Raw genomic sequence first — 21,942 nt, 5'->3', positions numbered from 1 at the left:
CTTTTCATAAAATGGATTGGCATTTCATCAATCACTGGCGATCAAAATTTTGAATGTTACCAAGAAAAAGATTCGTAGTCGCTTGGAATGCTGAACTGCGATCGCGCTGTTTCAGCGTTAAACCCTTACTTACCTACTAGGTAATTACAATTCCTACTCTGTTGACGATCCATCGACGTACTGCTGACCACCGATCGCAATGAATTCAACTGTGCTGGCTGGAGCAGCGAAATCCAATGAGGTAATTTCCTCTTTTTGAGCCTCGACTCGACCCAGTACAATAATCTCTTTTCCACTTGTGCCCGGTTTGAGACTCAGGGCGTGCGCGTCAAGCTGTACGACCACGCCACGCACCAAACTGTTACCCCTACCACCTTTTGTGATCACGTCCCCAAGCACGAGGATATTGCCAAATGGTTTACTAGTCTGTATCCCGATCGAGCCATTGCCATGAGTGGTAATGCTTTTGAATTCTGCATAAGCCAAGGTTCCGTCGTATAGATTGAACCCCCGCGCCCCTTCGCCATAGGTTGCCAGGTCGCCTTGCACAATCAAAGTCTGCAAATCTCCGAAATTCACGAATCCGATTCCACTGGTTCCATGAGATATGATGGACTGCCGAGCAAGCCAAAGACGAACATTGCCCCAGTTATCCAACACCATGTCATTTGTCCCGTAAGTTGTTACAGGACTGTTATTGATCACTTGTTGAGCCTTCACGCCTGAGCCAACGAACACCCCGCCTGAGATAAGATTGCCAGTACCAGCCGGGATATTGCCATTAGTATGGATTTCGCCTGTGGTCAATAATTTAAGGTCAATCATGCCACCAGGAGAACTGGGCGCTGGTCCACTTTGAAGATCGGCGTTTGCGGGAACAGTCATGCCGCCAAAAATAAAGATGCCGCTACCCCTCAACGGCACATCTCGCGTTCCCCCTGAGAGGTTTTCGGCACGCAGTGTCCAGCGACTTTGGGGATCGGTACAGCGGTTGTAGATCGTAAGGGAACCCGGAACGACCTCTACGCCGTAACCGACTGGACGATGCAGCGCTGAGGTGCTGTCGCCGTCATACAGTTGAACGTCAGTGAGCACAAGGTCAGCGGTCATCACAATACTGGATTCCAAGTGCAGTCGACCGTAGACGACGAGATGCTGCAACTTGAGTTGTCCAAGGGTAGTCGTTGCCGATTCCAGACTGAGCGTTAATCGGCTCGGATCTGATCGGAGGGTTAGGTTCTGGAGGGTGTTATTTGCCGTGAGCGCTACCCCGTCTGAATCTGGCTTGAAGACCAATTCTGCCTCAGAAGTTGTACCCACCAAACTTGAGCCTTCAAGAAGTGTAAATTTCTCTAAGTCATGAAGGCGACCAGCCACCTCGATTACAACATGTGTACGTTGAACCGCTTCAGCCAGAGAAGCTGCGTCCTCAACGACTACATGAGTGCCAACTGTGCTATGTGCCATAAACGACTCCCATCAGTGGTTGGATTTACCTCACTCACAATACAACGGTTTACTTGGTGTTGAGGCTTTAGTTAGAGTGAAAACAATTGACGCGCATTTCCATGAGCGATATGTAGACGGCTTTTGCGAAGCTCCACCTAACCTACAAAAGTCTGACTATCAGGACGCCTTGAAGGTGATGTCTGCCTGATCGATGAAGGGCTGGAACAAGTCTACCGGCCAGTTGGGATCGCTCTTGGAGGTGCGCTCCAGACACTTCCAGACGCCATCGCGACGTTCAAAGATGTCGTCGTAGGTGCCAGTTGAAACGATTCCGACGTGTTCAGCCTTCCAGTACACGAACCATCGCCAGTGCGCTTCGGCCCTGTCACCCGATCCGGAAATTTCAAACGCGCCCATAGAGTGGAACCACTTGTCCATTGGGAAGACGCTGTGCGCGTAGTCGAACATCTGCTTCATGCCTTCAAAACCCTCGAAGGTTGAAGTACGTAAGTCGTTGACGTGGAATTTGGCCTCCGGCCAGTAAAGGCGGTTGTAGAGGTCGACCTGCTCGCGCCCCCAACCCTTGTCGATACATCGCTGATGCATGTTCAACTGCTCGAAGATTATAAAGCGGTCGATCACCGTGAGTTCGTTGTTCTGAGACATTGAAATTCTCCTCTACGTTGAAATTCTTGCGGGCGGTCGACGAGTTGATAGTGTTCTAGATTTGTTGTTAAGACTCCTGAAACGTCCAATGCATAAATTCTTCAGTCATCGCTATTTACTTGCCTAGCTAGTTGATGCTGCCGTCTTCCTCAAATTACATTTATTTCTCATCGTTGTACAAGTATCATTTTGTTGATGTGATGTTTCTTCTTAGGAAACTTTAGAACTACGATGGACACCTTAACGAGCATGAAAGTATTGCTTCAGGTGGTGGAATCGGGAAGTTTTGTGGCAGCCGCTGAACGGCTCAACTTATCCACAGCCATGACCAGTAAGCATGTGATGCACTTGGAACGAAACCTTGGCGCACGTTTGTTGAATCGAACCAGCCGACACTTAAGCCTAACCGAGGCAGGAAGAGTCTATTATGAGCAATGCCGGGAAATGCTTGATAAATTGGAAATGGTGGAGGCAACGGTGAGGCAATCAGCCGTCGTTGCGCGTGGCGTACTCAAGATCAGCGCCCCAGTTTGGTTTGCTAACCCGTTATTCACTAAAGCCTTAGCGAAGTACCGCTCTCGCTATCCAGACGTTTTGCTAGATATAAATTTGAATGATCGGGTGGTGGACTTAGTGGAAGAAGGATTTGACTTGGCGTTACGTGTCACGCCTGAGGAACCCGGTTCTTCATTGCTCACGCGACGCATTTGCCCAATTCAACTCATGTTGGTTGGCTCAACTGACTATTTGCAAAGAAATGGATACCCAAAAACTCCCAACGAACTATCGAAGCATGTAAGTATCAGCTATTACTATTCGCAGTTTGCCGATGAGATACTCTTTGAGGGTTCTAACGGGCGGGAGACAGTCAAACTGCCAGTCTCGATCCGCTCCAACAACACTACCATGCTATATCAGGCAACCCTAGCCGGTATGGGGTTAGCGGTTTTGCCAAAGTGGTTGATTGAAGATGATCTTACCAGCCAACGATTGGAGGTGCTGAAGCTGGACTACACGTTGGCAACCTCATATCTTTATGCTGTCTATACAAATCGGCGATACCTATCACCCAAAATAAGGACTTTCGTAGATTTTCTAGCTGAGCATTTTTCTGGCATCACCGAGATGGAAAACAACGTTTGAGATGAGAGCAGCGCGAATGTGAAAGAGGGTTCAGCGGCAAATGGCACTAAGATAACGGCAAATCTATTATTTATAAGGCTTTTGGGTGTGGGGTGTAGTGATCAATAAGTTTATTAATGTTCTTATCCCATTCTATTTTTCTTGCTTTTTACCTACACCCAACACCCAGCCCTAGCAAGGGTTTCATCTTTTCTTAGTGCCATTCATCTGTGGTCAGAGCATTTTAGCTGGAACGATGATTTTACCCAAATTATCGGTTATCGCAAATCCATTTTCAATCGACTTGTAGCCACTTTTTCAGTCTTGCGTAGGCGTAGCTCGCCGCAGGCATCGCTTCACTGCTGGTTACTGCTTTTAGCCAAACATAGCTGTTGGATTTAGATTTCCTTAAAGAAAATTCTCATTCTCGATACAGACGGTAAACTAATTTATACTGCTTTTCAACACCCAAAGAGTTTCTTGACATGAAACAATTAGCGATCGCTAGTACTGTAAATACAAGCGATCGCTAATTGTTAAATTTATTATCGTTATTGTTATGGTCTTATAATGCCTGTACCTACCTTCACCTTCTGCGATCCTTCAACGATTTGGTAGAGTTTGTCTTCTAATTTTTGCATACATGCCGACCAATCAAAGTCAAGTATGGAAGGGCGAGCTTGCCGAGTCAAATCTGCTTTAAGGCTAGGATTTTCCAAAATCGCAATCACCTTGTGGGCAAAATCTGTTGGGTTATTGGGTTCGGCTAAGAAACCGTTGATCGCATGAAAAACCTGTTCCGGATTTCCTCCAGCCTTAGCTGCTACAACAGGGGTTCCAGATGCTAAAGCTTCCATATTGGTGGTACAGAAGTTTTCGGTGACAGAGGGGTTGACGAATACATCTGCTCGTGCATATAAACCTAGAAGTTCTGTTCCGTGGGACTCACCCCAGATAGTAATACCGGACTCAAACTTTTGGGCGCGCCGACGCATCTCCTCATCCAAGGGGCCACTACCAACGATGACCAAATGGACATCAGGAATTTTGGCAGCAATGATTGGAAATGCATCTATAAGTTGGGTGACATTTTTTTCTGGGGTAATGCGTCCAACAAAAAGGATAGTTGGTCGATAGTCGTTAACAATGGGGTTGTAGTCGATGTTTTGGGGGTGAAATTTTTCGCAATCAATCCCTTGATATGGCACGTATTCACTGCGTTGGCATTTCAGTCGGTTGTACTTAGCAAGCAGTTCTTGAGACGGAAATAAGTTGAGATCATAAGCATCACTGAACTGCTTGACTAAAAGGGGAACAATCGGACGTAGCAAGCTGAAGAACAGATTTCCTAAGTAATATCGAATATAGGCAACGATATCGGTATGGAAAATTGAGATGATTGGGGTATGAGTTTGTTTAGCATACTCAACTCCTATGGGGCGACCATAACCTTGTAAGAAAAGTGAGTATAATCCTCTCATTTGCGCCGCTTCTTCAACCAGTATAATATCAGGCTGAAAGTTCTCAAGTAACTTAGTATCGCTCCAATAGCGATAGTTTAATGGTTGGGGAAGAGATTTGTAGAAGATTAGCGGTTTGGTGGGGAATGCATAAGCAGAAAAGTTGGGGAAGGGCTGTAATTCATCCAATCCTGACATTGGACGATTTCCAACCTTTCTGGGGTACTGACTATTAATTTCTGGGTGGATAAGAAAGACCTCATGCCCTTGTTGCAGTAACCATTGAACCCGTTGGTGTACTGCGACGGAAACTCCAGTCAAGAAAGGAGGGTACAATGCTGTAAACAGTGCAATGCGAAGTGGTTGCTTAGTCATAAAAAGGGGAATATTACACTAAAATGCTGGTTTGGAATTTAGGATTTACGCAGCAAATGTTTCATGAACATCCTGATTATTTGGTTCAGAAATTACCACTAATACAGTTAGGCTAGGGATTTACGCATTTACAAATAGTCTAAAATCCGGATTCTGAAGAAGATGTTTTTAAACCTTGGTTAGGAACTATCAAAACATCCAAAATACTTAGTCTAAATTCCCCTTAATATATTTCTCTAAACCTTTGTCAGGAATGTAAATAAATTTTGGTAATCAACAAACAAAAGCGTGTATTTTGACAAGGGTTATAGCTAATCTAATTCGACTAAATATAAGATAATATAATTTGAAGACTAGGGAATGTTTAGTGTAATAACTTTCATGCCCTAGTTTATCTCTAACAATTCAGTTCAAAGAGAAACCTTGTTATCAATAGGCTGATCCAACCATTGATAAGGGCGATATTCGATTAGCCGGACATTCCACGGTCCTTGAACCCGATAGCTGACACCGCGCCAAGTAACTGTTGAAATCCACAGTGACGATAGCATCGCTAACCCATAAACCCACTGTGTCAGGGGAATCCCAATTAACATTTTGATGATTGTAACTGCTGATAATTTTGCGTAGATGTGCAAGGGCTTGCCGATAAGCATCGCCTGGTCATTAGAGCGAACCACTCGCTGTATCTCTAATTCCAACACCAGCATTACCAAAAGTAATCCGACAGTATAGACTCCATAGCAGCCTAATAAGAGACCCGCAGCTTCCCATTTTGCCTCTAACAAAAACTCTAGAACTAAAATTATGACTAAAGTCGGAAACAAAATACTAGAAACAGCTTCACTAACTAGAGCTAACCAACGTGGGTGATACAGCCGAGAATAAAGAATGAGGCGCTTAAGATAGTCTATTAAGTTGAATAAATCAGTCTCTTCACGATTGACTATCAGCAGCGAAGGCACAAATTTTACCTGCAACCCATGTTTTTTAAGGATGTCGTGCATCATAAAATCTTCGCCTAGAGCTTGTCCCCACTTATCTAGCAGTTCTGTTTGGCGAAGCACTTCTGTTTTCACAGCCAAAGTCCCACCCCAAGGAATCTGGAAGATAAACATTTGCACTACTGTGGATACATTGCCTATGTAGCGCACTAAAGATCCCCAATACTTACCTGTAGGTACGTACCAACGGTTACCCGTTGTTGCCCCTACCTTGGCATCGCCTAAAGGACTGACTAATTCTCGCAGCCAATTCACATGGACTATGGTATCAGCATCTACTAGGGCAACTACCTTGTAAGAATCGTCCAACTCACGGATAGCTTGGACTAAGGAACTGCATTTGAGACTACAATTGTTGCGTACTATTCTCAAAGGGCTGATTTGAACGTTGGTCGCTTCTTGCTCTGTGATGGTTTCACTAGCAATTTTCCAAGCGGGATCTTCGTGACTATCAACGATCAACTTTAAATCATACTGTGGATAATTCTGATTTAGGAGCGATCGCAAACATCTAGGCAAAAACGGATCGGCCCCGCGTAGGCAAAGAATCACTGCTGTCTTAGGTAACTGGTCATCTGGTAATAAGTTTTTTTTGGATGAGCGCAGATACCATATAAAGACAAGCGTTAAACACACCTGAATAACTAGCCAACTCATCAAAGACTTAGACAGAAATATCGCCAAATCTTCCATTAAATTTTTAATCTCCGGTAGAATAAGCGATTGGGGATTAGGAAGATGGGGTAATGCAGTGACAGGGAGACGCGGTGAAAAAACTCTCCGTGTCTCCATGTTTAGTCCCCAGTCCCTTTAGGAATCAAGCGAATATTTCATGATAATGTTGACTGTTGTATTTTTGTTTACAACAAAACTGGCATCACGAAACTTTGGTGTACCTGTTTGTATGGACACAGTTGGATTTTTAGAAATCCCAAAACCTTCTTTGGGAATACCGAAAAAGTCTTTATTGAGTTTGCGATCGCCATTCTGATCATCAACTACAGCGACAGCATAAGTTCCAGGCTTCAAACCGGAAAATTCTTTTTTTACAGAACTTCCAGTAATCTTAACGCAGCCACTTTGATCTCCACTAGAATTATTCATCGGAAATCCTCGTTCACTTGCGTAAACTCTGAGGCAAATCTCACCTTTTTGGTGATGTATTCCATTTACCACAACAGTTAGTGTTTCAGTTGGCTCTGCATTCACTGTTTTAGCAAAGCTGATGCTCACTAAAGTAGCAAGCAAAACATGACAAATTTGAGATAGTTTCAGCATAATTTTGTAGTGAAGAATAGGTGATTTTGGGGCTGATCAAAAGCTGCGTTCGCCAGCTTTTTTTCTGAACTGATTTGTTCAAAGCGGGATTTGCTGTTTTTTCATTGATGCTCTATGCCAACTTTTCCAAAGTACTTGCAGCACTTTTAGCAAATCTTTCAGCAAAAGATATTGTGTCCCTTTTAACTGCTGATATAGACTTATATGACAACACAGCCGCTCATACAAACTTAGGGGACTACGCCATATGGAGAGTACATACTCCCAGAATATTCTCCAATGTGGCAATAAAATTTTTCCTTTCTTTGCTGAATCAAACCATACTGCATATGCATAAAAATCAGGCAGCATACTTAATGAGGGTTTTTTACTGTTGTTAGTAAACAACAAATAATTAGGGAAATACATACTCATTGATTGTTGCGGATGGCTTCTGGCAAAAAACAGGTATTCAGGGATTTCATAAAACCTACCAAGAATACCAAGTCTTAACAAGAGAATTCCATCTGCATTACCGTAACCACCCATAGGCGGTATCTTTCTCAAGGCACTGGCGCGAATTACCCCGTAACATTGATAACATAAATGCTTGGTCAGCAATTCGTTAAAACGCTGCTGTGGTTTTAGTGCATCTGCCTTGAGTTTGATATCGTAGTTTTGGAGAAAATTCCCCTGTTCATCAATGAAATATGTCTGGGAGTGACACAAGATGATGGTAGGGTCTTGGTCAAGCACCTCAACACACTTTTTGATAAAATCTGGAGCATGTAGATCATCATAAGCTGCCCACTTAAAGTACTCACCCGAAGACAATTTAAAAACGCGATCAAAGTTACGGGCGCAACCAATATTCTTGTCGTTACGGTAGTAACAGATACGTTGGTCTTGCTCGGCGTATGCTCTACAAATTTCTTCAGTTTTATCTGTAGATGCATTATCTGAAATAATTATCTCAAAATCTTCAAAGGTCTGAGCCAAGAGTGAATCTATGGCTTCTTTGAGAAATTTCTCACCATTGTATACAGGTAATCCGATGCTCAATCGTGGCTGATTCCCAATCATAGAAAACAAGTTTTTGGAAAATAGGTGGATTATTTTATGCTTAATTGCAGCTAATTGTTAGGCAGATGCAACGTAAGAATCCATAAATCAGAATCCAGAAATCAGAATTAAGAATACTTTGATACCTGACATCTTGTACCAAACTCCTGTACAGACGCGATTAATCGCGTCTCTACTCCTAACATCCTGTACAGACGCAATTAATCGCGTCTCTACTCCTAATTCCTAACCCCTAATCCCTAACTCCCAACTCCTGACAATCCAACAATGATTACGAAAATTTATGGACTATTTCATCAGCTTTTGAATATCTGTTTTTTGCAGCCATTCATGTGTTCGCTGTATACCTTCTTCTAGGTCAATTGTTGGTTTATAATTTAACAGGCTTTGTGCTTTGACAATGGAACAAGCATAGGGACGAGTCATAAAATCTATAGACTCAGGTAAAATATCAACTTTTTGGCGAAAAAGTTTTTGTCCTTGAACACGTAGCTTTACAAACAACTTGATTTCATCTTTCGATAATGAAAGGGGTGCTGATAAACCTTCCATTGCTGCTAAACGCATGAAATACTCTTTCCAGGAAGTTTCTTGTCCGTCGGTGATATTAAATATTTCACCGTAGGTTTCTTTTTCTATCGCTAGAAAGATGCCATCAATCAGGTTATCTATATATACATGATTGATTACTCCTTTACTATCGTTGGCACAGGCAAATAATTTTTGACGCATCATCAGAATTGGTCTGACTATCCAAGGAATACTTCCTGGGCCGTAAACATCTCCGGCTCGAATAACGATGATGCCAAAATCTGGGGGATTATTCAGTTCTAAGAGTGCTATTTCTGCTTCTATTTTCGTTTGACAGTATGAATTATTTTCCCCAGAAAGCGGCCCGGATTCTGTAACACCATTAGGATAGTTGAAACCGTAAACCATCACACTGGATAGATGCACGAATGTTTTGATACCAGCCTGTTTAGCGGCTTTAGCTATGTTGACAGTACCGCCAACATTGACATCACGAAAATGGTTAATTGCGCCAGTTTCTTCGGCAATTTGATATGTATGTAAAACAATGTCTACTCCCTGACAAGCCTTTTGGGCAGTGGTAGAATCGGTGATACTACCAATAATTATCTCAACACCTAAATTCTGTAATTGTTTGTTCTGTTCTGTAGAACTTTGCAGTCCACGAACCTTCATTCCTTGTGCTATGGCTAACTCGGCTGCACGCAAACCGACAAGTTCATCAATCCCGGTAATTAGGAGGGTTTTGTTTTTGAGGTTCATAAAGTCGGGATTATTGTTAAATAGGTGAATTTGAGTTGTTAGATAAAAAACTTCAAAGTTCTACAAAATTGGAATTTTAGTAAAGACTTTTAAATCTTTTATCTAAAATTGGTATAAAGAGCAATTTTTCTGTGGAGAGGCTGTACTGATACTTAGTTTTGAGTCTATATCAAGGCAAAATAATTTGATTATTTTGCTGTTAAGAATCAGCTAGAAAATATCTCCTGGATCTGCGGAGCGGAGTTTGTTGATAGCAAGTGCACCTGATGTTATACACATTAATACTGTTGAAGTTAAGATGAGCAATGCATTATTAATGGTCATAACTATTGGTAATTTAGTTGTTTCTGCTGCAAAACTATATAACAACACAGAACTAATCAATCCAGGAATATAACCTAAAATTGCCAGAATTAAAGCTTGCTGAAATACCACATTTAATAAATATCTATTGGCATAACCTATGGCTTTTAAAGTGGCGTAAGCAACGAACTGTGTAGCAATATTGCTGTAAAGAATTTGATAAACAATAACCACACCAACAACCGCAGCCATTGTTAACATCAAGTTAAGTATAAAACCAATTGGTGTTCTGATTGCCCAATATTTTTTTTCAAAATCAATAAAGCCTTGGCGTGTAAAAACTTGCACATCATTAGGCAAACTTGCTTGCAAATTTTTCAGTACTGTTTCTGGATTACTACCAGGTTTGAGGGAAATCAAACCGATATCTATCATATCTGCCGGACGACTATTGGGATTTATCCTGAGGAAAGTTGAGTCACTAACAATTAAATTTCCGTCTACCCCAAAGGAAGGCCCTAAGCTGAATAAACCACCAATTCTCACTCTATAGCCAATTAATGAATTGAAGGGAAATATTTCAATTGTCTGTCCAGTATCTCCAGCATTAAATTTTTCAGCTATTGGGCCAAACTCTGGGCGAGAACCCCGGTCAAAAAACACGACATCAGGAATTTTGAGTTTATCTAAATTTTTCTCAACTTCTGGGATGTTCATCACAGGGTTACCTGGATCGAAACCAATAACATATATTGAATATTTCTCACTAGTTGCCGGATTTTTCAGTTTGGCAAATTGCAAATACATGGGGCTAACTGACTCTACACCCTCAAATCCTAGAGATTGATACAAACGAGTCCGCGAAAAGCTTTGATTTGAAGTCAAAGATTTATATTGCGAACTAACTAAAAATAAATCTCCCTTGAGATTCTGATGCAGTGCAGTTGCACTTGAATAGAGAGCATCTTGAAAACCAAGTTGCACAAACATTAGCAACACAATAAAACCAATCCCGGCTACAGCTACTAGTAAACGAACTTTTTGCTGGGCTAGCTGTAGCCATCCTAAAGGAATTTTGAAAATCATGGATTTATTTGTTAATTATTATTTGTCATTAGTCATTTGTGAATGACTAATAACTAAATATGAATGGCGACATCCACTTGTAAGTTAGTTAAACGAGCTACCCGCTGACTATCTGCGGGATTATCGATAGAGATTTTCACCTCAACTATTCTGCGGTCTGTATCTGAACCAGGGTTGAGGCTGAAGATGCCTTGCTTGTCAACTTGCCAACCAATCTCTTTCACAGTTCCCTTTAATGTTCCAGTAAATGCAGTACTGGTAATTGTGGCTTTTTGTCCTACACGCACTTTGCGAACATCGGTTTGATACACCTCTGCAATCACATACATTTGAGATGTCTTACCTATCTCAGCAAATCCTTTGTTGGCGCTGATGACTTCTCCGGTTTTGGCGTGAATTTTTAATATTTTGCCAGCTATAGGAGATTTTATGTAACTTAAATCCAAGTCAGCTTTTGCTTGTTGAACAGAAGTTGTTGCACTGTTGACTTCGGTTTGTGCGACTTGAACATCTACGCTACGCACTTCACTAATACTGGTGAGTTGCGCTTGTGATTGCTTTTTCTGTTCTTGGAATGTGTCTTGAGTCCGCTTGAGAGTGGCTTGGGCTTCTGTTAGCTGCTGTTGTGTAGTCTTTAGTTGCAAAGCCTTAGTATCTGCTATAGAAGCTGCGATCGCACCTTGTTTGTATAATTGCTGATAGCGATCATTCTCGGCTTGAGCATTGTCTACCTCTGCCTGGATACGGTCGATTGTCGCCTGTTGTGTAGCAACGTCTCCTTTATATTGTGGCTCTAAACGGGCGATCACTGCCTTTTGAGCATCGACATCTCCGGTTTTAGGTCCAGATTTCACCTGCGCTAGTTTAGCTTTGGCAACTTGCAGTTGGTCTAAAGCCTGTTGCAAAGCTGTTCTAGAACGACCATAATTTTCTAGATATGCCAATAATTGCCCTGCTTTAACCGCGTCTCCTTCTTTCACCAACAGTCTTTCTACCCGCACCCCGTTATTGGAAGCCGGAGCAGTCAAAGAAGTAACTTCGCCTTCTGGCTCCAAACGTCCCAAGGCAGTCACCGCAAGTTTCACAGGAGTGGCAGCTTTTGGAGGAAACGCTTGTGGTGTCTGAACTTTAGTCCTTGACCAAAACGGGGTCAAACTATAAAAAGCTATTAATCCGGCCGCTAAAGTCAGAGAAGCTGCTAAAATTGCTTGCGATCGACCTACGGGTTTTGTGAAGAATCGGCTTTCTTTATTTACTGCCATATTTTCATTCCAATTCTGCTTTTTTAGGGGATAGCCTGGTTATATTTAGTCGAGTAGAATGGACTCATCCGCAAATTACCAAGAGGGCTTTTCCTCTAGAGTTTCTACCTTAATAAAGTGGATGGGTCTAAATTGGTTTTATATGAATTGTTGTACGCTTTTGCCGCCCAAACTCACTATTGTGGCGTGAAAATTAATGGCGTGTTACTTCAAAGCTTCCTAAGTTATATCCTAATTTGACATCTAATCCAGTAGCGTAAAATACAATAGTGCTAACCAGAAAACTTAACTCTCAATCACAACGAAGCGCTAATAAAAATCAACTAAAAACTTGGATAAACTTGTCATTAAGTATGGCGTAAAAATTGAATTTTGTCAACAATTTTACTTTGCATAAGTCCTGATTTTATCACTAAAATTTTTAATTACAGTAAAATTATAGACTGAAAAAATTTACTCATTACTAATTCCTTGTCTGCCAATTGAATACTAACAGATGGTTAGTTAGTAAGCAGATTTGATATTACTAACAGATTATTGTTACTAAGGTTGTGTAGTCCAAGACATTCTGATCAGTTTTGATCATACTAATTAAAGGCATGAAGCGATACCTTTGGTGGGCTATGCCAACGCACATCTAAAAATACACTAGTACAACAAGGCAAAAGTAACCCTTCTCCTTCTCTTCTTAGGCTGCACCAACAAAGACGCGAACGACTACACTCTCTCTTTACACCGAGCGTAGCCGAGCTGTAAAAAGTAAAAAGAAAGAACACATCTGCTGCAAGCATTTTACCTATTTCAGATCGTAGCTTTATTTCTGCTGTGACGTACTAGTACCGCAAGGTGGAAGTCAAAAGTCAAAAGTATTACTAATGTAATCATGATTATGTTTATCAAGCAACATACTAAAAATTAATATTTGCTTTATAAATAACCGCTTTGCTTCTTAACTTGACTTATATTGAAAAATAACCAAAAACTTTGACCCAATTATCATGTTTCTCTGAGAAAACATACTTATGGTTATTTAATTTATCTATGTATTAGCTGAATTGTTACTTACTAGACAACAAATTTAGATTGTTAACTTAATTCAGCACTAATTTCTGGCTAACTTGTAGATAACAAAATATTTCACACATTCCTTTAGTCAAAAATTATACTTTCATACTTAATTTTATTCAAAATTCACATCAGTAATAGTGGAGGTTTATTTATAAAATAACTTTAAAGAAATGATTTAGTTTCTGTAAAGTATGTTAGTGTTTTTATTAATTCAATGCTTTAAAGTGGTTATACAAACTAGTTATTTAATTGATATTTTTAAATTAAAAATAACTAAACATAACTGCTTTGTCATCACCTTATGATCGTTTAATTATTTTTTCAACTTGCATAAACTCGGATTAAAGGTGGTGTCTTTTCTGTAACGAACTTGTCAACTTTGCTGGGTCAAATCCCATAAACTAATTATCCTGGACGTTGAAACTGGCTATGACATTTATCAAGATACAGAACGTTGTCATGAACACCAGCTACGTTGCTGCAATTAAGCTAAATAATCAAACGGTTTCGGGTGAAAAAAGCGTTTCTGTTCCCTTAGCTACTCCTCAGTTTTCATCGCTCAAGTGGGATACCATTGCTCAAAATCTCTCCCATTACAAATGGATTGAATTCACTGGTCAAGCAGTTATTACACTCCAAGAGTATTTTACCAGTTTTAACAACGTCATCGATCCTGGCAATTTTAGATTCTGGGTCGCACCTTTGGTGCAATGGAAGCGCAATTTGGATTTTGGCTTTTTTGGTTTGTCCTCCACTCATTGTCGGTGGAACAAATCTAAAAGACGCTCTGCATAGCTTGCTTCTCTGTAGGAGTACGATTACTCGCTAATGCTGCGCTATTGCTAACGCAAATCTAAAATTGCAAATCTAAAATCCAAAATTGGTTGACCTATTGCCACAATATTAAGAGTCTAGCGTTGTATAACATTTTTCGCGATCGCAGTGTGCCAAAATCGCCTATAAATCTAAGGCTTTCTCAGGGCAGTATGTGTCGTGTGGTGTCAATTTGGAGAAAAGCATTTAGCGGAGATAGGATAGCTAACTGCTTACAAAACAAGAGTTTTTCATTATTAGTAGGCAACAGAAATTACTGTATCTACACAATCCACAGTACTAACTATGCCCTATGTCTGCTTATTCAATTAATACTGCCTTAGCGGAGTTAGAGAGCCTTGTCAATAATTGTGAAAAGGCTGTAATGAGGTCTATAGAGGAAAAAAAAATGAGGTCAGATAAATCGGTGTCAATCAACAAAATTAACAGACAATTACAACACAATCCTATAGCCATTGTTGGGATGGCATCTTTATTGCCTAAAGCCAGAAATTTGCGGGAATACTGGCAAAACATAGTAAACAAAATTGACTGTATTACTGATGTTCCTTCTACTCACTGGAGCGTCGAAGATTATTATGATCCGAATCCGAGAACTCCTGAAGATAAAACCTACTGTAAAAAAGGCGGATTTATTCCAGAGGTAGATTTTAACCCGATGGAATTCGGTATACCACCCAGCATTTTGGAAGTCACAGATGTATCGCAACTGTTAAGTTTAGTGGTTGCAAAAGAGGCGATGGAAGATGCAGGTTATGGCGAAAAACGTGAGTTTAGCCGCGAGACTATTGGCGTAATCTTAGGCGTGGCCATGGCCAAGCAGTTAGGAATGCCACTTTCTGCCAGATTGGAATATCCGATTTGGGAAAAAGCACTCAAAAGCAGCGGTTTATCCGATGAGGATACACAAAAAATCGTCGAGAAAATCAAAAGCGCCTATGTGAAGTGGGATGAGAACGCTTTCCCTGGAATGTTAGCTAATGTAGTCGCGGGTAGAATTGCCAACCGTCTAAATTTTGGCGGGATGAACTGCGTAGTTGATGCCGCTTGTGCTAGTTCCTTCGGTGCTTTAAAGATGGCAATTAGTGAGCTAGTTGAGCATCGTTCTGACATGATGCTAACTGGTGGTGTTGATACTGATAACACCATCATGGCTTTCATCTCGTTCAGCAAAACGCCGGCTGTTTCTCCTAGTGAAAATGTCAAACCTTTCGATGCTAAATCTGATGGAATGATGCTGGGTGAAGGTATCGGCATGATTGTCCTCAGACGCCTGGAAGATGCCGAACGCGACAACGATAAAATCTATGCCGTAATTAAAGGCATTGGTACCTCCAGTGATGGGCGCTATAAGAGCATTTATGCTCCCCGCAAAGAAGGTCAAATCAAAGCTTTAGAACGTGCTTATGAAGATGCCGGCTTTTCTCCTGCCACTGTTGGTTTAATGGAAGCACATGGCACCGGTACAATGGCTGGAGATCCGACAGAATTCGGATCTTTAAAAGACTTCTTTGGCGAACATGATCACAAAAAACAGCACATCGCTTTGGGTAGTGTAAAATCGCAAATTGGACACACAAAAGCGGCTGCGGGGGCGGCGAGTTTGATTAAAACTGCTTTGGCATTACATCACAAAGTATTACCGCCCACAATTAATATCACCGAGCCGAACCCCAAACTCAACATTAAAAATTCCGCCTTTTATTTGAATACCGAAACCAGACCTTGGATTCGTGCAGAAGGGGAAGCACCAAGACGTGCAGGTGTAAGTTCTTTCGGCTTTGGCGGCACTAACTATCACGTCGTCTTAGAAGAATATGAAGCTGACCAGAACCAGGCTTACCGCTTACACAGTCCTGCTAGTGAAGTGCTGTTGTTTGCTCCAACAGTAGACCAATTGCTGACCAAATCTGAAGAGATTTTAGGTAAGTTGCGTTCACGAAGTGACTCCGCAGGAGTATCGCCTGAAGCAAAAACACACTATGCACAATTAGTCCAGGAGTCCAAATCGCCACAGATTCCCCTCTCTGCTGCCAGATTTGGGTTTGTAGCTGAGAATATCGAAGAAGCTTGCAAGTTGCTGCAAACTAGCATTGACTGGCTGAAACACAAAGGAACAGCAGCATCTTGGGAGCATCCCCAAAGGATTTATTACCGCGCCTCTGGTATGGAATTGGGTGGAAAAGTTGTTGCTCTATTTTCTGGTCAAGGTTCGCAATACTTGGAGATGGGCCGGGAACTGGTAATGAATTTTCCTTTGATGCGGCGTCTTCATGGCTACATGGATAGCTTGTTACTCAAAGATAATTTACAGCCGCTTTCAGAGATAGTTTTTCCTCATCCGGTGTTTGAGGAAGCAGAAAAAAATGCCCAAATTGCTGCCTTACAACGCACAGAATATGCTCAACCAGCGATCGGGGTGTTGAGTGCAGGGATGTACAGCATACTGCAACAAGCTGGGTTCAAATCAGATTTTGTGGCGGGACATAGCTTTGGGGAACTAACAGCGCTTTGGGCTGCGGGAGTTTTGAGTACAGAAGATTACTTGTTCTTAGTGAAAGCTAGGGGTCAAGCAATGGCGGCTCCAGAAGACCCGGATCATGATGCGGGTAGTATGTTGGCTGTTAAAGAAGACATCAGCAAAGTAGAAGCAGTGCTGAGGCATTTTCCCCTAGTTGCGATCGCTAATCAAAATTCTCCCACTCAATTTGTCTTAGCTGGGCCCACCGCAGAAATCGCCAGAGTCAGAGAGGCTTTACACGAGAAAGGATATACGGCTGTATTGTTACCTGTTTCAGCAGCTTTCCATACACCGTTAATTGCCTTTGCTCAGAAATCCTTTGCGATCGCTACTAAGTCTGTCAAGTTCCAAAGTCCTAAAATCCCTGTTTACAGCAACGTTACTAGTAAGCAGTATCCCAAGGAACCCCAAGGTATTCAAAAAATCCTGGAAACGCACCTTTCCAACTCAGTGCTGTTTAAGCAGGAAATTGAAAATATCTATGCAGCCGGTGGTACTTGCTTTGTGGAATTTGGCCCGAGGAGAATTCTCACCAACTTGGTAAAAGATATCCTTGGCGATCGCCCTCATATCACCGTATCATTGAACCCCAGCACTCAAAAGAATAGCGATCGCTCTTTGCGAGAAGCAGTTGTACAGTTGCGGGTAATTGGTCTGGCTTTGAATAACCTCGATCCTTACCAACTTCCTCAAACTCTACCCCCAATTGAGACGAAGAAGACATTAAATGTCCGTTTGAACGGCATCAACTACAGATCCGAAAAAACGAAAAATGCCTTCGCTCTAGCTTTGCAGGATGGGTACAAAGTTACATTACCCACCCCCGAACATTCTGATGCGGCTCCCTTATTCACCAGCCCAGGCGTAACTCCACCTCTAGCAGTGATAGAGACTAACGGACATAAAAAACCATCCCTTGTTAGCGCCCCAGCAATGAACGGTGTGACTTCTAATATCATCACCCAAACAGAGCAACAAATGAATCCTGTGACCCTTTCAAGTCAAACAGCCCAGGAATCTAAGATGCAACCAACACCAGAAAAACTTACTAATTACCAACAGCTTTTAGAAAGTTTAGAATACCTTCTGACACAGTTTCAGGAAAATCAAGCCGAGAATTTACAAGTTCACGGAACTTATCTCAACCATCAAATGGAATATGCCAAAGCGTTTTTCCAACTGATGCAGCAGCAGAATTCCTTGTTGAGTGAAACTAAATCAACAGCCGAAACTGCCAAAATGAAGCTAGTTGTCATGGAAAGCTTAGAGCGCAGCATGATGCAGTTTCACTCCCAACAAGGTGAAACCTTACGCATCCATGAGCAATATCTCCAAGAGCAGCTGGAATATACCAAAAACTTTTTCCAACTCATACAGCAAGAGTATTCTCAAATCATCTCAGGTGAGGGAGCGACTCAACTAACGGAGATAAGCAACGGGGTACGCTATCCGTTCACCACAGAAACAACTGTTACTGATGCACCAGTACCTCCTACTACCAAGATAGTAGAAAGCCAGCCTTTGCCTGTAACTGAGCCAGTAGTGAAAAATGGCTCAACTGTTACCCAAGCACCTCTCCCGCCCGCTCCCCAGGTGGTAGAGCCTGTAGTTGAAACTCCTGTATCCCCCACTTCTAAGAAGGATGAAAATTCCTCTTCTTTACTCCCTAATCTCTTCTCTCCACTCCCTATCGAGACAGTAGAGCCTGTAGCCGAGCCACCTGTCCCAGTAGTAGAACCTCAAACCGAGGTTGTAGTCACAATTAGCTCACCCTCAGTCAACGAAGTTATCGCATTCAGCCCAGAACCAGCACCCACAACTGCTGCACCTGTATCTGGCGCAACCATCGATATTGTTGACTTGGATAAAAACCTGTTAGCGATCACCAGTGACAAGACGGGCTACCCAGTCGAGATGCTGGAAATGGACATGGACATGGAGGCGGACTTAGGGATTGACTCCATCAAACGCGTGGAAATCTTAGGGGCGCTCCAGGAAATGTACCCCAACCTACCCAAGCCAAATATAGAAGAACTGGCAGAACTCCGCACCATCGGTCAAGTTGTCGAGTATCTGCAATCCCAGGCTTCCAAAAGTATTTCTGTAGAAATTGCAGTTCACGAAATACAACAACTAACCGAGATTCCAGTAGAAACTGTACCCGTAGTTGAGGTAGTCACTTCACCTGAACCAAGCCTAGTTGTCACATTTAACCCAGCACCAGAACCCGCTGTAACTGATGAAGTTGTAGACTTAGGTGAAGTTGTAGACTTAGGTCAAACCCTACTAGCGATCACCAGTGATAAGACTGGCTATCCAGTCGAGATGCTGGAACTGGACATGGACATGGAAGCCGACTTAGGGATTGACTCCATCAAACGGGTGGAAATCTTAGGGGCGATGCAAGAAATGTACCCCGACTTACCCAAGCCAAATATCGAAGAACTCGGAGAACTCCGCACCATTGGTCAAATAGTCGATTACCTACAGCAGTTAGCTGGAGGTGAAAAAAAAAAGTTTGAGCCTGAGTTTGTCCAACAGCCACCCGAATTAGAGCATAATATCCCGCGCCATCCCGTCAAACTCAAAAGCCTACCACAGCCCGATTATTTGGATTTCACGTTACCAGAGGGACACATCGGTTTAATCACCGATGATGGTTCCCTCACCACTTATAAATTAACTGAATCCCTAATCGAGAAAGGTTGGAAAGTAGTAGTTGTAAGCTTTCCCCAATCGCTCATTCCCCAACAAGCGCCCTTACCCACAGGAGTAACCCGCGTCACCTTAGCAAACTTGAGTGAAGAACATCTCCAACAACAATTGCAAGCGATCGCATCTCACTGCGGAGCGATTGGGGCCTTCATCCATCTCCATCCGATATTTGTCGGAAATCACACCGGGACAATTCCCTATCACGAACAAGAAAAGGCAATCGTCAAGCACGTATTTTTGATGGCGAAACACCTCAAACCCTCCCTCAACGAAGCCGCCCGTCATGGACGTAGTTGTTTTTGCACAGTTGCTCACCTCGATGGCGCTTTTGGCTTAGAGTACAAAGTCAACTTCGGGGCGATCGGCGCTGGTTTATTCGGATTAACCAAAACTCTGAGATGGGAATGGCCAAAAGTTTTTACCCGTGCGATCGACTTAAGTCCCAGACTTGACGCCAAACAGTCAGTACAAAACATCATAGCCGAGCTTCATGATCCCAATCTTTATATTAGTGAAGTTGGCTACGGCTCACAAGGACGAGTCACCATTATCGCCGATTAAAAAGCAGGTTAATTCCTTGATCTCTTCTCTCTGCGCTCTCTGCGTCTGGAGTGGTTCGTTAAAAAAAACTGCAGAGGCGCAGAGGACACAGAGTCAGAAAAAACCAAATTTATTCAGTTATTCATGAGGATTTATGACACAAACAGCCCAGCTTAGTCCATTATCTGTCTTTGTCGTGAGCGGCGGTGCAAAAGGGATTACGGCTGAGTGTACTATCAAATTAGCCCAACAGCAACCCTGCAAATTCATCCTCCTTGGTCGCTCTGAAGTATTAGAAACCGAGCCAGATTTTGCTCAAAATTCTGATGAATCAGCATTGAAAAAATGCATCATGGAAAATCTTCTTTCCCAAGGAGAGAAGCCCACACCCATGAGTGTGCAAAAGATATATAACAAAATTACCTCCAGCCGCGAAATTAAAAACACCCTAGCAGCAATTCAAAAAACAGGAGCTAAAGCAGAATATATTAGTGTCGATGTCACAGATCCGGAAGCTTTACAAGAAAAACTTGCCAATGCTGTGCAACATCTTGGGCCGATTACAGGAATTATCCACGGCGCTGGAAATTTAGCCGATAAGTTAATTGAAAAGAAAACAGAACAGGATTTTGAAAAAGTTTACACCGCTAAAGTGCAAGGATTAGAAAATCTACTTACTTGCGTTAACCCTAGTCAACTTCAGTATTTAGTTTTGTTTTCTTCGATAACAGGCTTTCATGGAAATATTGGGCAGTCTGATTATGCGATCGCTAATGAAATTCTCAATAAATCAGGGCATATTTTCAAACAACAATATCCTTCATGTCATGTAGTGGCAATTAATTGGGGAGCTTGGGATAGTGGGATGGTGTCACCAGAACTTAAAAAGGCTTTTGCTGAACGAGGAGTTGAAGTGATTCCTGTAGAAGCTGGGACACAAATGTTAGTCAAAGAATTGCATCCCGCCTATCGAGAAAATACACAAGTTGTCATTGGTAGCCCCCTAGTACTCTTTGCTAGGGAGTTAGATTCTGAACTGTATACCTATCGGATGCGCCGCCGAATGACAGTAGAAGAGAATCCATTTTTATTGGATCATGCGATCGCTGGTTCTCCAGTGTTACCTGCTACATGCGCTCTATCATGGATGATTGATTCTTGCGAACAACTTTATCCAGGATATAGATTTTTTGCTGCTCAAGATTTCAAAATTTTGAAAGGAATTACTTTTAATGAAATTCTGGCAAGTGAATATATTTTAGATGTTGAAGAGATTTCTAAAACTAATGCTCAACAGATTACATTCAACACCAAAATATCGAGTAAAAAGGCAAATGGAAAAACATTTTATCATTTCAGTGCCCAAATTCAACTATTACTAGAAATCCCCACTATTCCAATTTATGATGCATTGAATCTAGAACCAGATAATATCATCACTCTCACTGGCAAATCTTTTTATCAAAATGGAGAAACTACATTATTTCATGGCCCCTGTTTTCAAGAAATCCAAAAAGTTCTAAATATCACTACAGAAAAAATTACTACACAATGTCTGTGGGAACAAATCTCAGATAAACAACAAGGACAATTTCCAGTCCAATGGGTAAATCCATATACAACTGACCTAAGTATGCACGCACTCTGGGTTTGGACACAGCATTTTCATCAAGAAGGTTGCTTACCTGGACAAGTCGCAAAATATGAACAATTTGCAACCACACCACCCAATGAACCCTTTTACGTTTCTTGTGAAGTGAAAGCCAAAACACCCAGTAGTGCAACCGCCGATTTTATCATCCACAATCGAGAAGGACAAGTCTACTCACGTTTACTCGGAGCAAAAGCAATTATTTGGTCGATGAAATTACTTAGAAGCTAGTACCACTGCGCGGAAGTCAAAA

The 21,942-nt window shown here is 42.0% G+C and carries 12 protein-coding genes and 1 pseudogene; 4 read left to right on the top strand and 9 right to left on the bottom strand.

Annotated elements, in window-relative coordinates; genetic code table 11:
* Positions 1 to 153: 153 nt before the first annotated feature.
* On the bottom strand, positions 154 to 1,467 hold the full coding sequence (locus V7K48_RS27410; RefSeq protein ID WP_335077259.1) for a hypothetical protein: 1,314 nt from the start codon (positions 1,465 to 1,467) through the stop codon (positions 154 to 156).
* Between the two features lie 159 nt (positions 1,468 to 1,626).
* Positions 1,627 to 2,115, bottom strand: a complete 489-nt coding sequence (locus V7K48_RS27405) for a nuclear transport factor 2 family protein (protein WP_335077257.1) — start codon at positions 2,113 to 2,115, stop codon at positions 1,627 to 1,629.
* Between the two features lie 231 nt (positions 2,116 to 2,346).
* Between V7K48_RS27405 and V7K48_RS27400 the strand changes: the two genes are divergently transcribed.
* Positions 2,347 to 3,258: a LysR family transcriptional regulator gene (locus tag V7K48_RS27400; protein ID WP_335077255.1), complete on the top strand. Its 912-nt coding sequence runs from the start codon at positions 2,347 to 2,349 to the stop codon at positions 3,256 to 3,258.
* Positions 3,259 to 3,794: 536 nt separating this feature from the next.
* Here the strand turns inward: V7K48_RS27400 and V7K48_RS27395 are convergent.
* The 7 genes from V7K48_RS27395 to V7K48_RS27365 all read right to left on the bottom strand — a co-directional run bounded on the left by V7K48_RS27395 (position 3,795) and on the right by V7K48_RS27365 (position 12,360).
* Entirely contained in the window at positions 3,795 to 5,072 is a 1,278-nt protein-coding gene (locus V7K48_RS27395) for a glycosyltransferase (protein ID WP_335077253.1), read from the bottom strand.
* 410 nt (positions 5,073 to 5,482) lie between these two features.
* A complete protein-coding gene (locus V7K48_RS27390; protein ID WP_335077273.1) occupies positions 5,483 to 6,769 on the bottom strand; it encodes a glycosyltransferase in 1,287 nt (428 codons plus the stop codon).
* Between the two features lie 117 nt (positions 6,770 to 6,886).
* On the bottom strand, positions 6,887 to 7,354 hold the full coding sequence (locus V7K48_RS27385; RefSeq protein WP_335077251.1) for a DUF2141 domain-containing protein: 468 nt from the start codon (positions 7,352 to 7,354) through the stop codon (positions 6,887 to 6,889).
* 78 nt (positions 7,355 to 7,432) lie between these two features.
* Complete coding sequence (locus V7K48_RS27380) at positions 7,433 to 8,416, bottom strand: glycosyltransferase family 2 protein (RefSeq protein WP_335077249.1); 984 nt, start codon at positions 8,414 to 8,416, stop codon at positions 7,433 to 7,435.
* Between the two features lie 288 nt (positions 8,417 to 8,704).
* Positions 8,705 to 9,709: an NAD-dependent epimerase/dehydratase family protein gene (locus tag V7K48_RS27375; protein WP_335077247.1), complete on the bottom strand. Its 1,005-nt coding sequence runs from the start codon at positions 9,707 to 9,709 to the stop codon at positions 8,705 to 8,707.
* Positions 9,710 to 9,919: 210 nt separating this feature from the next.
* Entirely contained in the window at positions 9,920 to 11,098 is a 1,179-nt protein-coding gene (gene devC / locus V7K48_RS27370) for an ABC transporter permease DevC (protein WP_335077245.1), read from the bottom strand.
* A gap of 53 nt (positions 11,099 to 11,151) precedes the next feature.
* A complete protein-coding gene (locus tag V7K48_RS27365; RefSeq protein ID WP_335077243.1) occupies positions 11,152 to 12,360 on the bottom strand; it encodes an ABC exporter membrane fusion protein in 1,209 nt (402 codons plus the stop codon).
* A gap of 1,497 nt (positions 12,361 to 13,857) precedes the next feature.
* Between V7K48_RS27365 and V7K48_RS27360 the strand changes: the two are divergent.
* From V7K48_RS27360 to V7K48_RS27350, 3 genes and pseudogenes are all read left to right on the top strand, one after another.
* Positions 13,858 to 14,100: pseudogene (locus V7K48_RS27360) on the top strand (hypothetical protein); the annotation flags it as partial.
* 454 nt (positions 14,101 to 14,554) lie between these two features.
* Positions 14,555 to 20,059, top strand: coding sequence for a beta-ketoacyl synthase N-terminal-like domain-containing protein (locus V7K48_RS27355; protein ID WP_335077241.1), 5,505 nt, complete (start codon positions 14,555 to 14,557; stop codon positions 20,057 to 20,059).
* A gap of 133 nt (positions 20,060 to 20,192) precedes the next feature.
* On the top strand, positions 20,193 to 21,920 hold the full coding sequence (locus tag V7K48_RS27350) for an SDR family NAD(P)-dependent oxidoreductase (protein WP_335077238.1): 1,728 nt from the start codon (positions 20,193 to 20,195) through the stop codon (positions 21,918 to 21,920).
* Positions 21,921 to 21,942 lie beyond the last annotated feature (22 nt).

This window comes from Nostoc sp. (assembly GCF_036919615.1).
Lineage (GTDB): Bacteria > Cyanobacteriota > Cyanobacteriia > Cyanobacteriales > Nostocaceae > Nostoc.
The sequence above is the reverse complement of the archived record's forward strand: the minus strand, read 5'-3'. Positions and strand labels throughout refer to the sequence as shown.

Excerpts from the sequence above, each read along its gene's own strand:
- V7K48_RS27410 (WP_335077259.1), bottom strand. The coding sequence starts at position 1,467 with ATGGCACATAGCACAGTTGGCACTCATGTAGTCGTTGAGGACGCAGCT.
- V7K48_RS27405 (WP_335077257.1), bottom strand. The coding sequence starts at position 2,115 with ATGTCTCAGAACAACGAACTCACGGTGATCGACCGCTTTATAATCTTC.
- V7K48_RS27400 (WP_335077255.1), top strand. The coding sequence starts at position 2,347 with ATGGACACCTTAACGAGCATGAAAGTATTGCTTCAGGTGGTGGAATCG.
- V7K48_RS27395 (WP_335077253.1), bottom strand. The coding sequence starts at position 5,072 with ATGACTAAGCAACCACTTCGCATTGCACTGTTTACAGCATTGTACCCT.
- V7K48_RS27390 (WP_335077273.1), bottom strand. The coding sequence starts at position 6,769 with ATGGAAGATTTGGCGATATTTCTGTCTAAGTCTTTGATGAGTTGGCTA.
- V7K48_RS27385 (WP_335077251.1), bottom strand. The coding sequence starts at position 7,354 with ATGCTGAAACTATCTCAAATTTGTCATGTTTTGCTTGCTACTTTAGTG.
- V7K48_RS27380 (WP_335077249.1), bottom strand. The coding sequence starts at position 8,416 with ATGATTGGGAATCAGCCACGATTGAGCATCGGATTACCTGTATACAAT.
- V7K48_RS27375 (WP_335077247.1), bottom strand. The coding sequence starts at position 9,709 with ATGAACCTCAAAAACAAAACCCTCCTAATTACCGGGATTGATGAACTT.
- devC (WP_335077245.1), bottom strand. The coding sequence starts at position 11,098 with ATGATTTTCAAAATTCCTTTAGGATGGCTACAGCTAGCCCAGCAAAAA.
- V7K48_RS27365 (WP_335077243.1), bottom strand. The coding sequence starts at position 12,360 with ATGGCAGTAAATAAAGAAAGCCGATTCTTCACAAAACCCGTAGGTCGA.
- V7K48_RS27355 (WP_335077241.1), top strand. The coding sequence starts at position 14,555 with ATGTCTGCTTATTCAATTAATACTGCCTTAGCGGAGTTAGAGAGCCTT.
- V7K48_RS27350 (WP_335077238.1), top strand. The coding sequence starts at position 20,193 with ATGACACAAACAGCCCAGCTTAGTCCATTATCTGTCTTTGTCGTGAGC.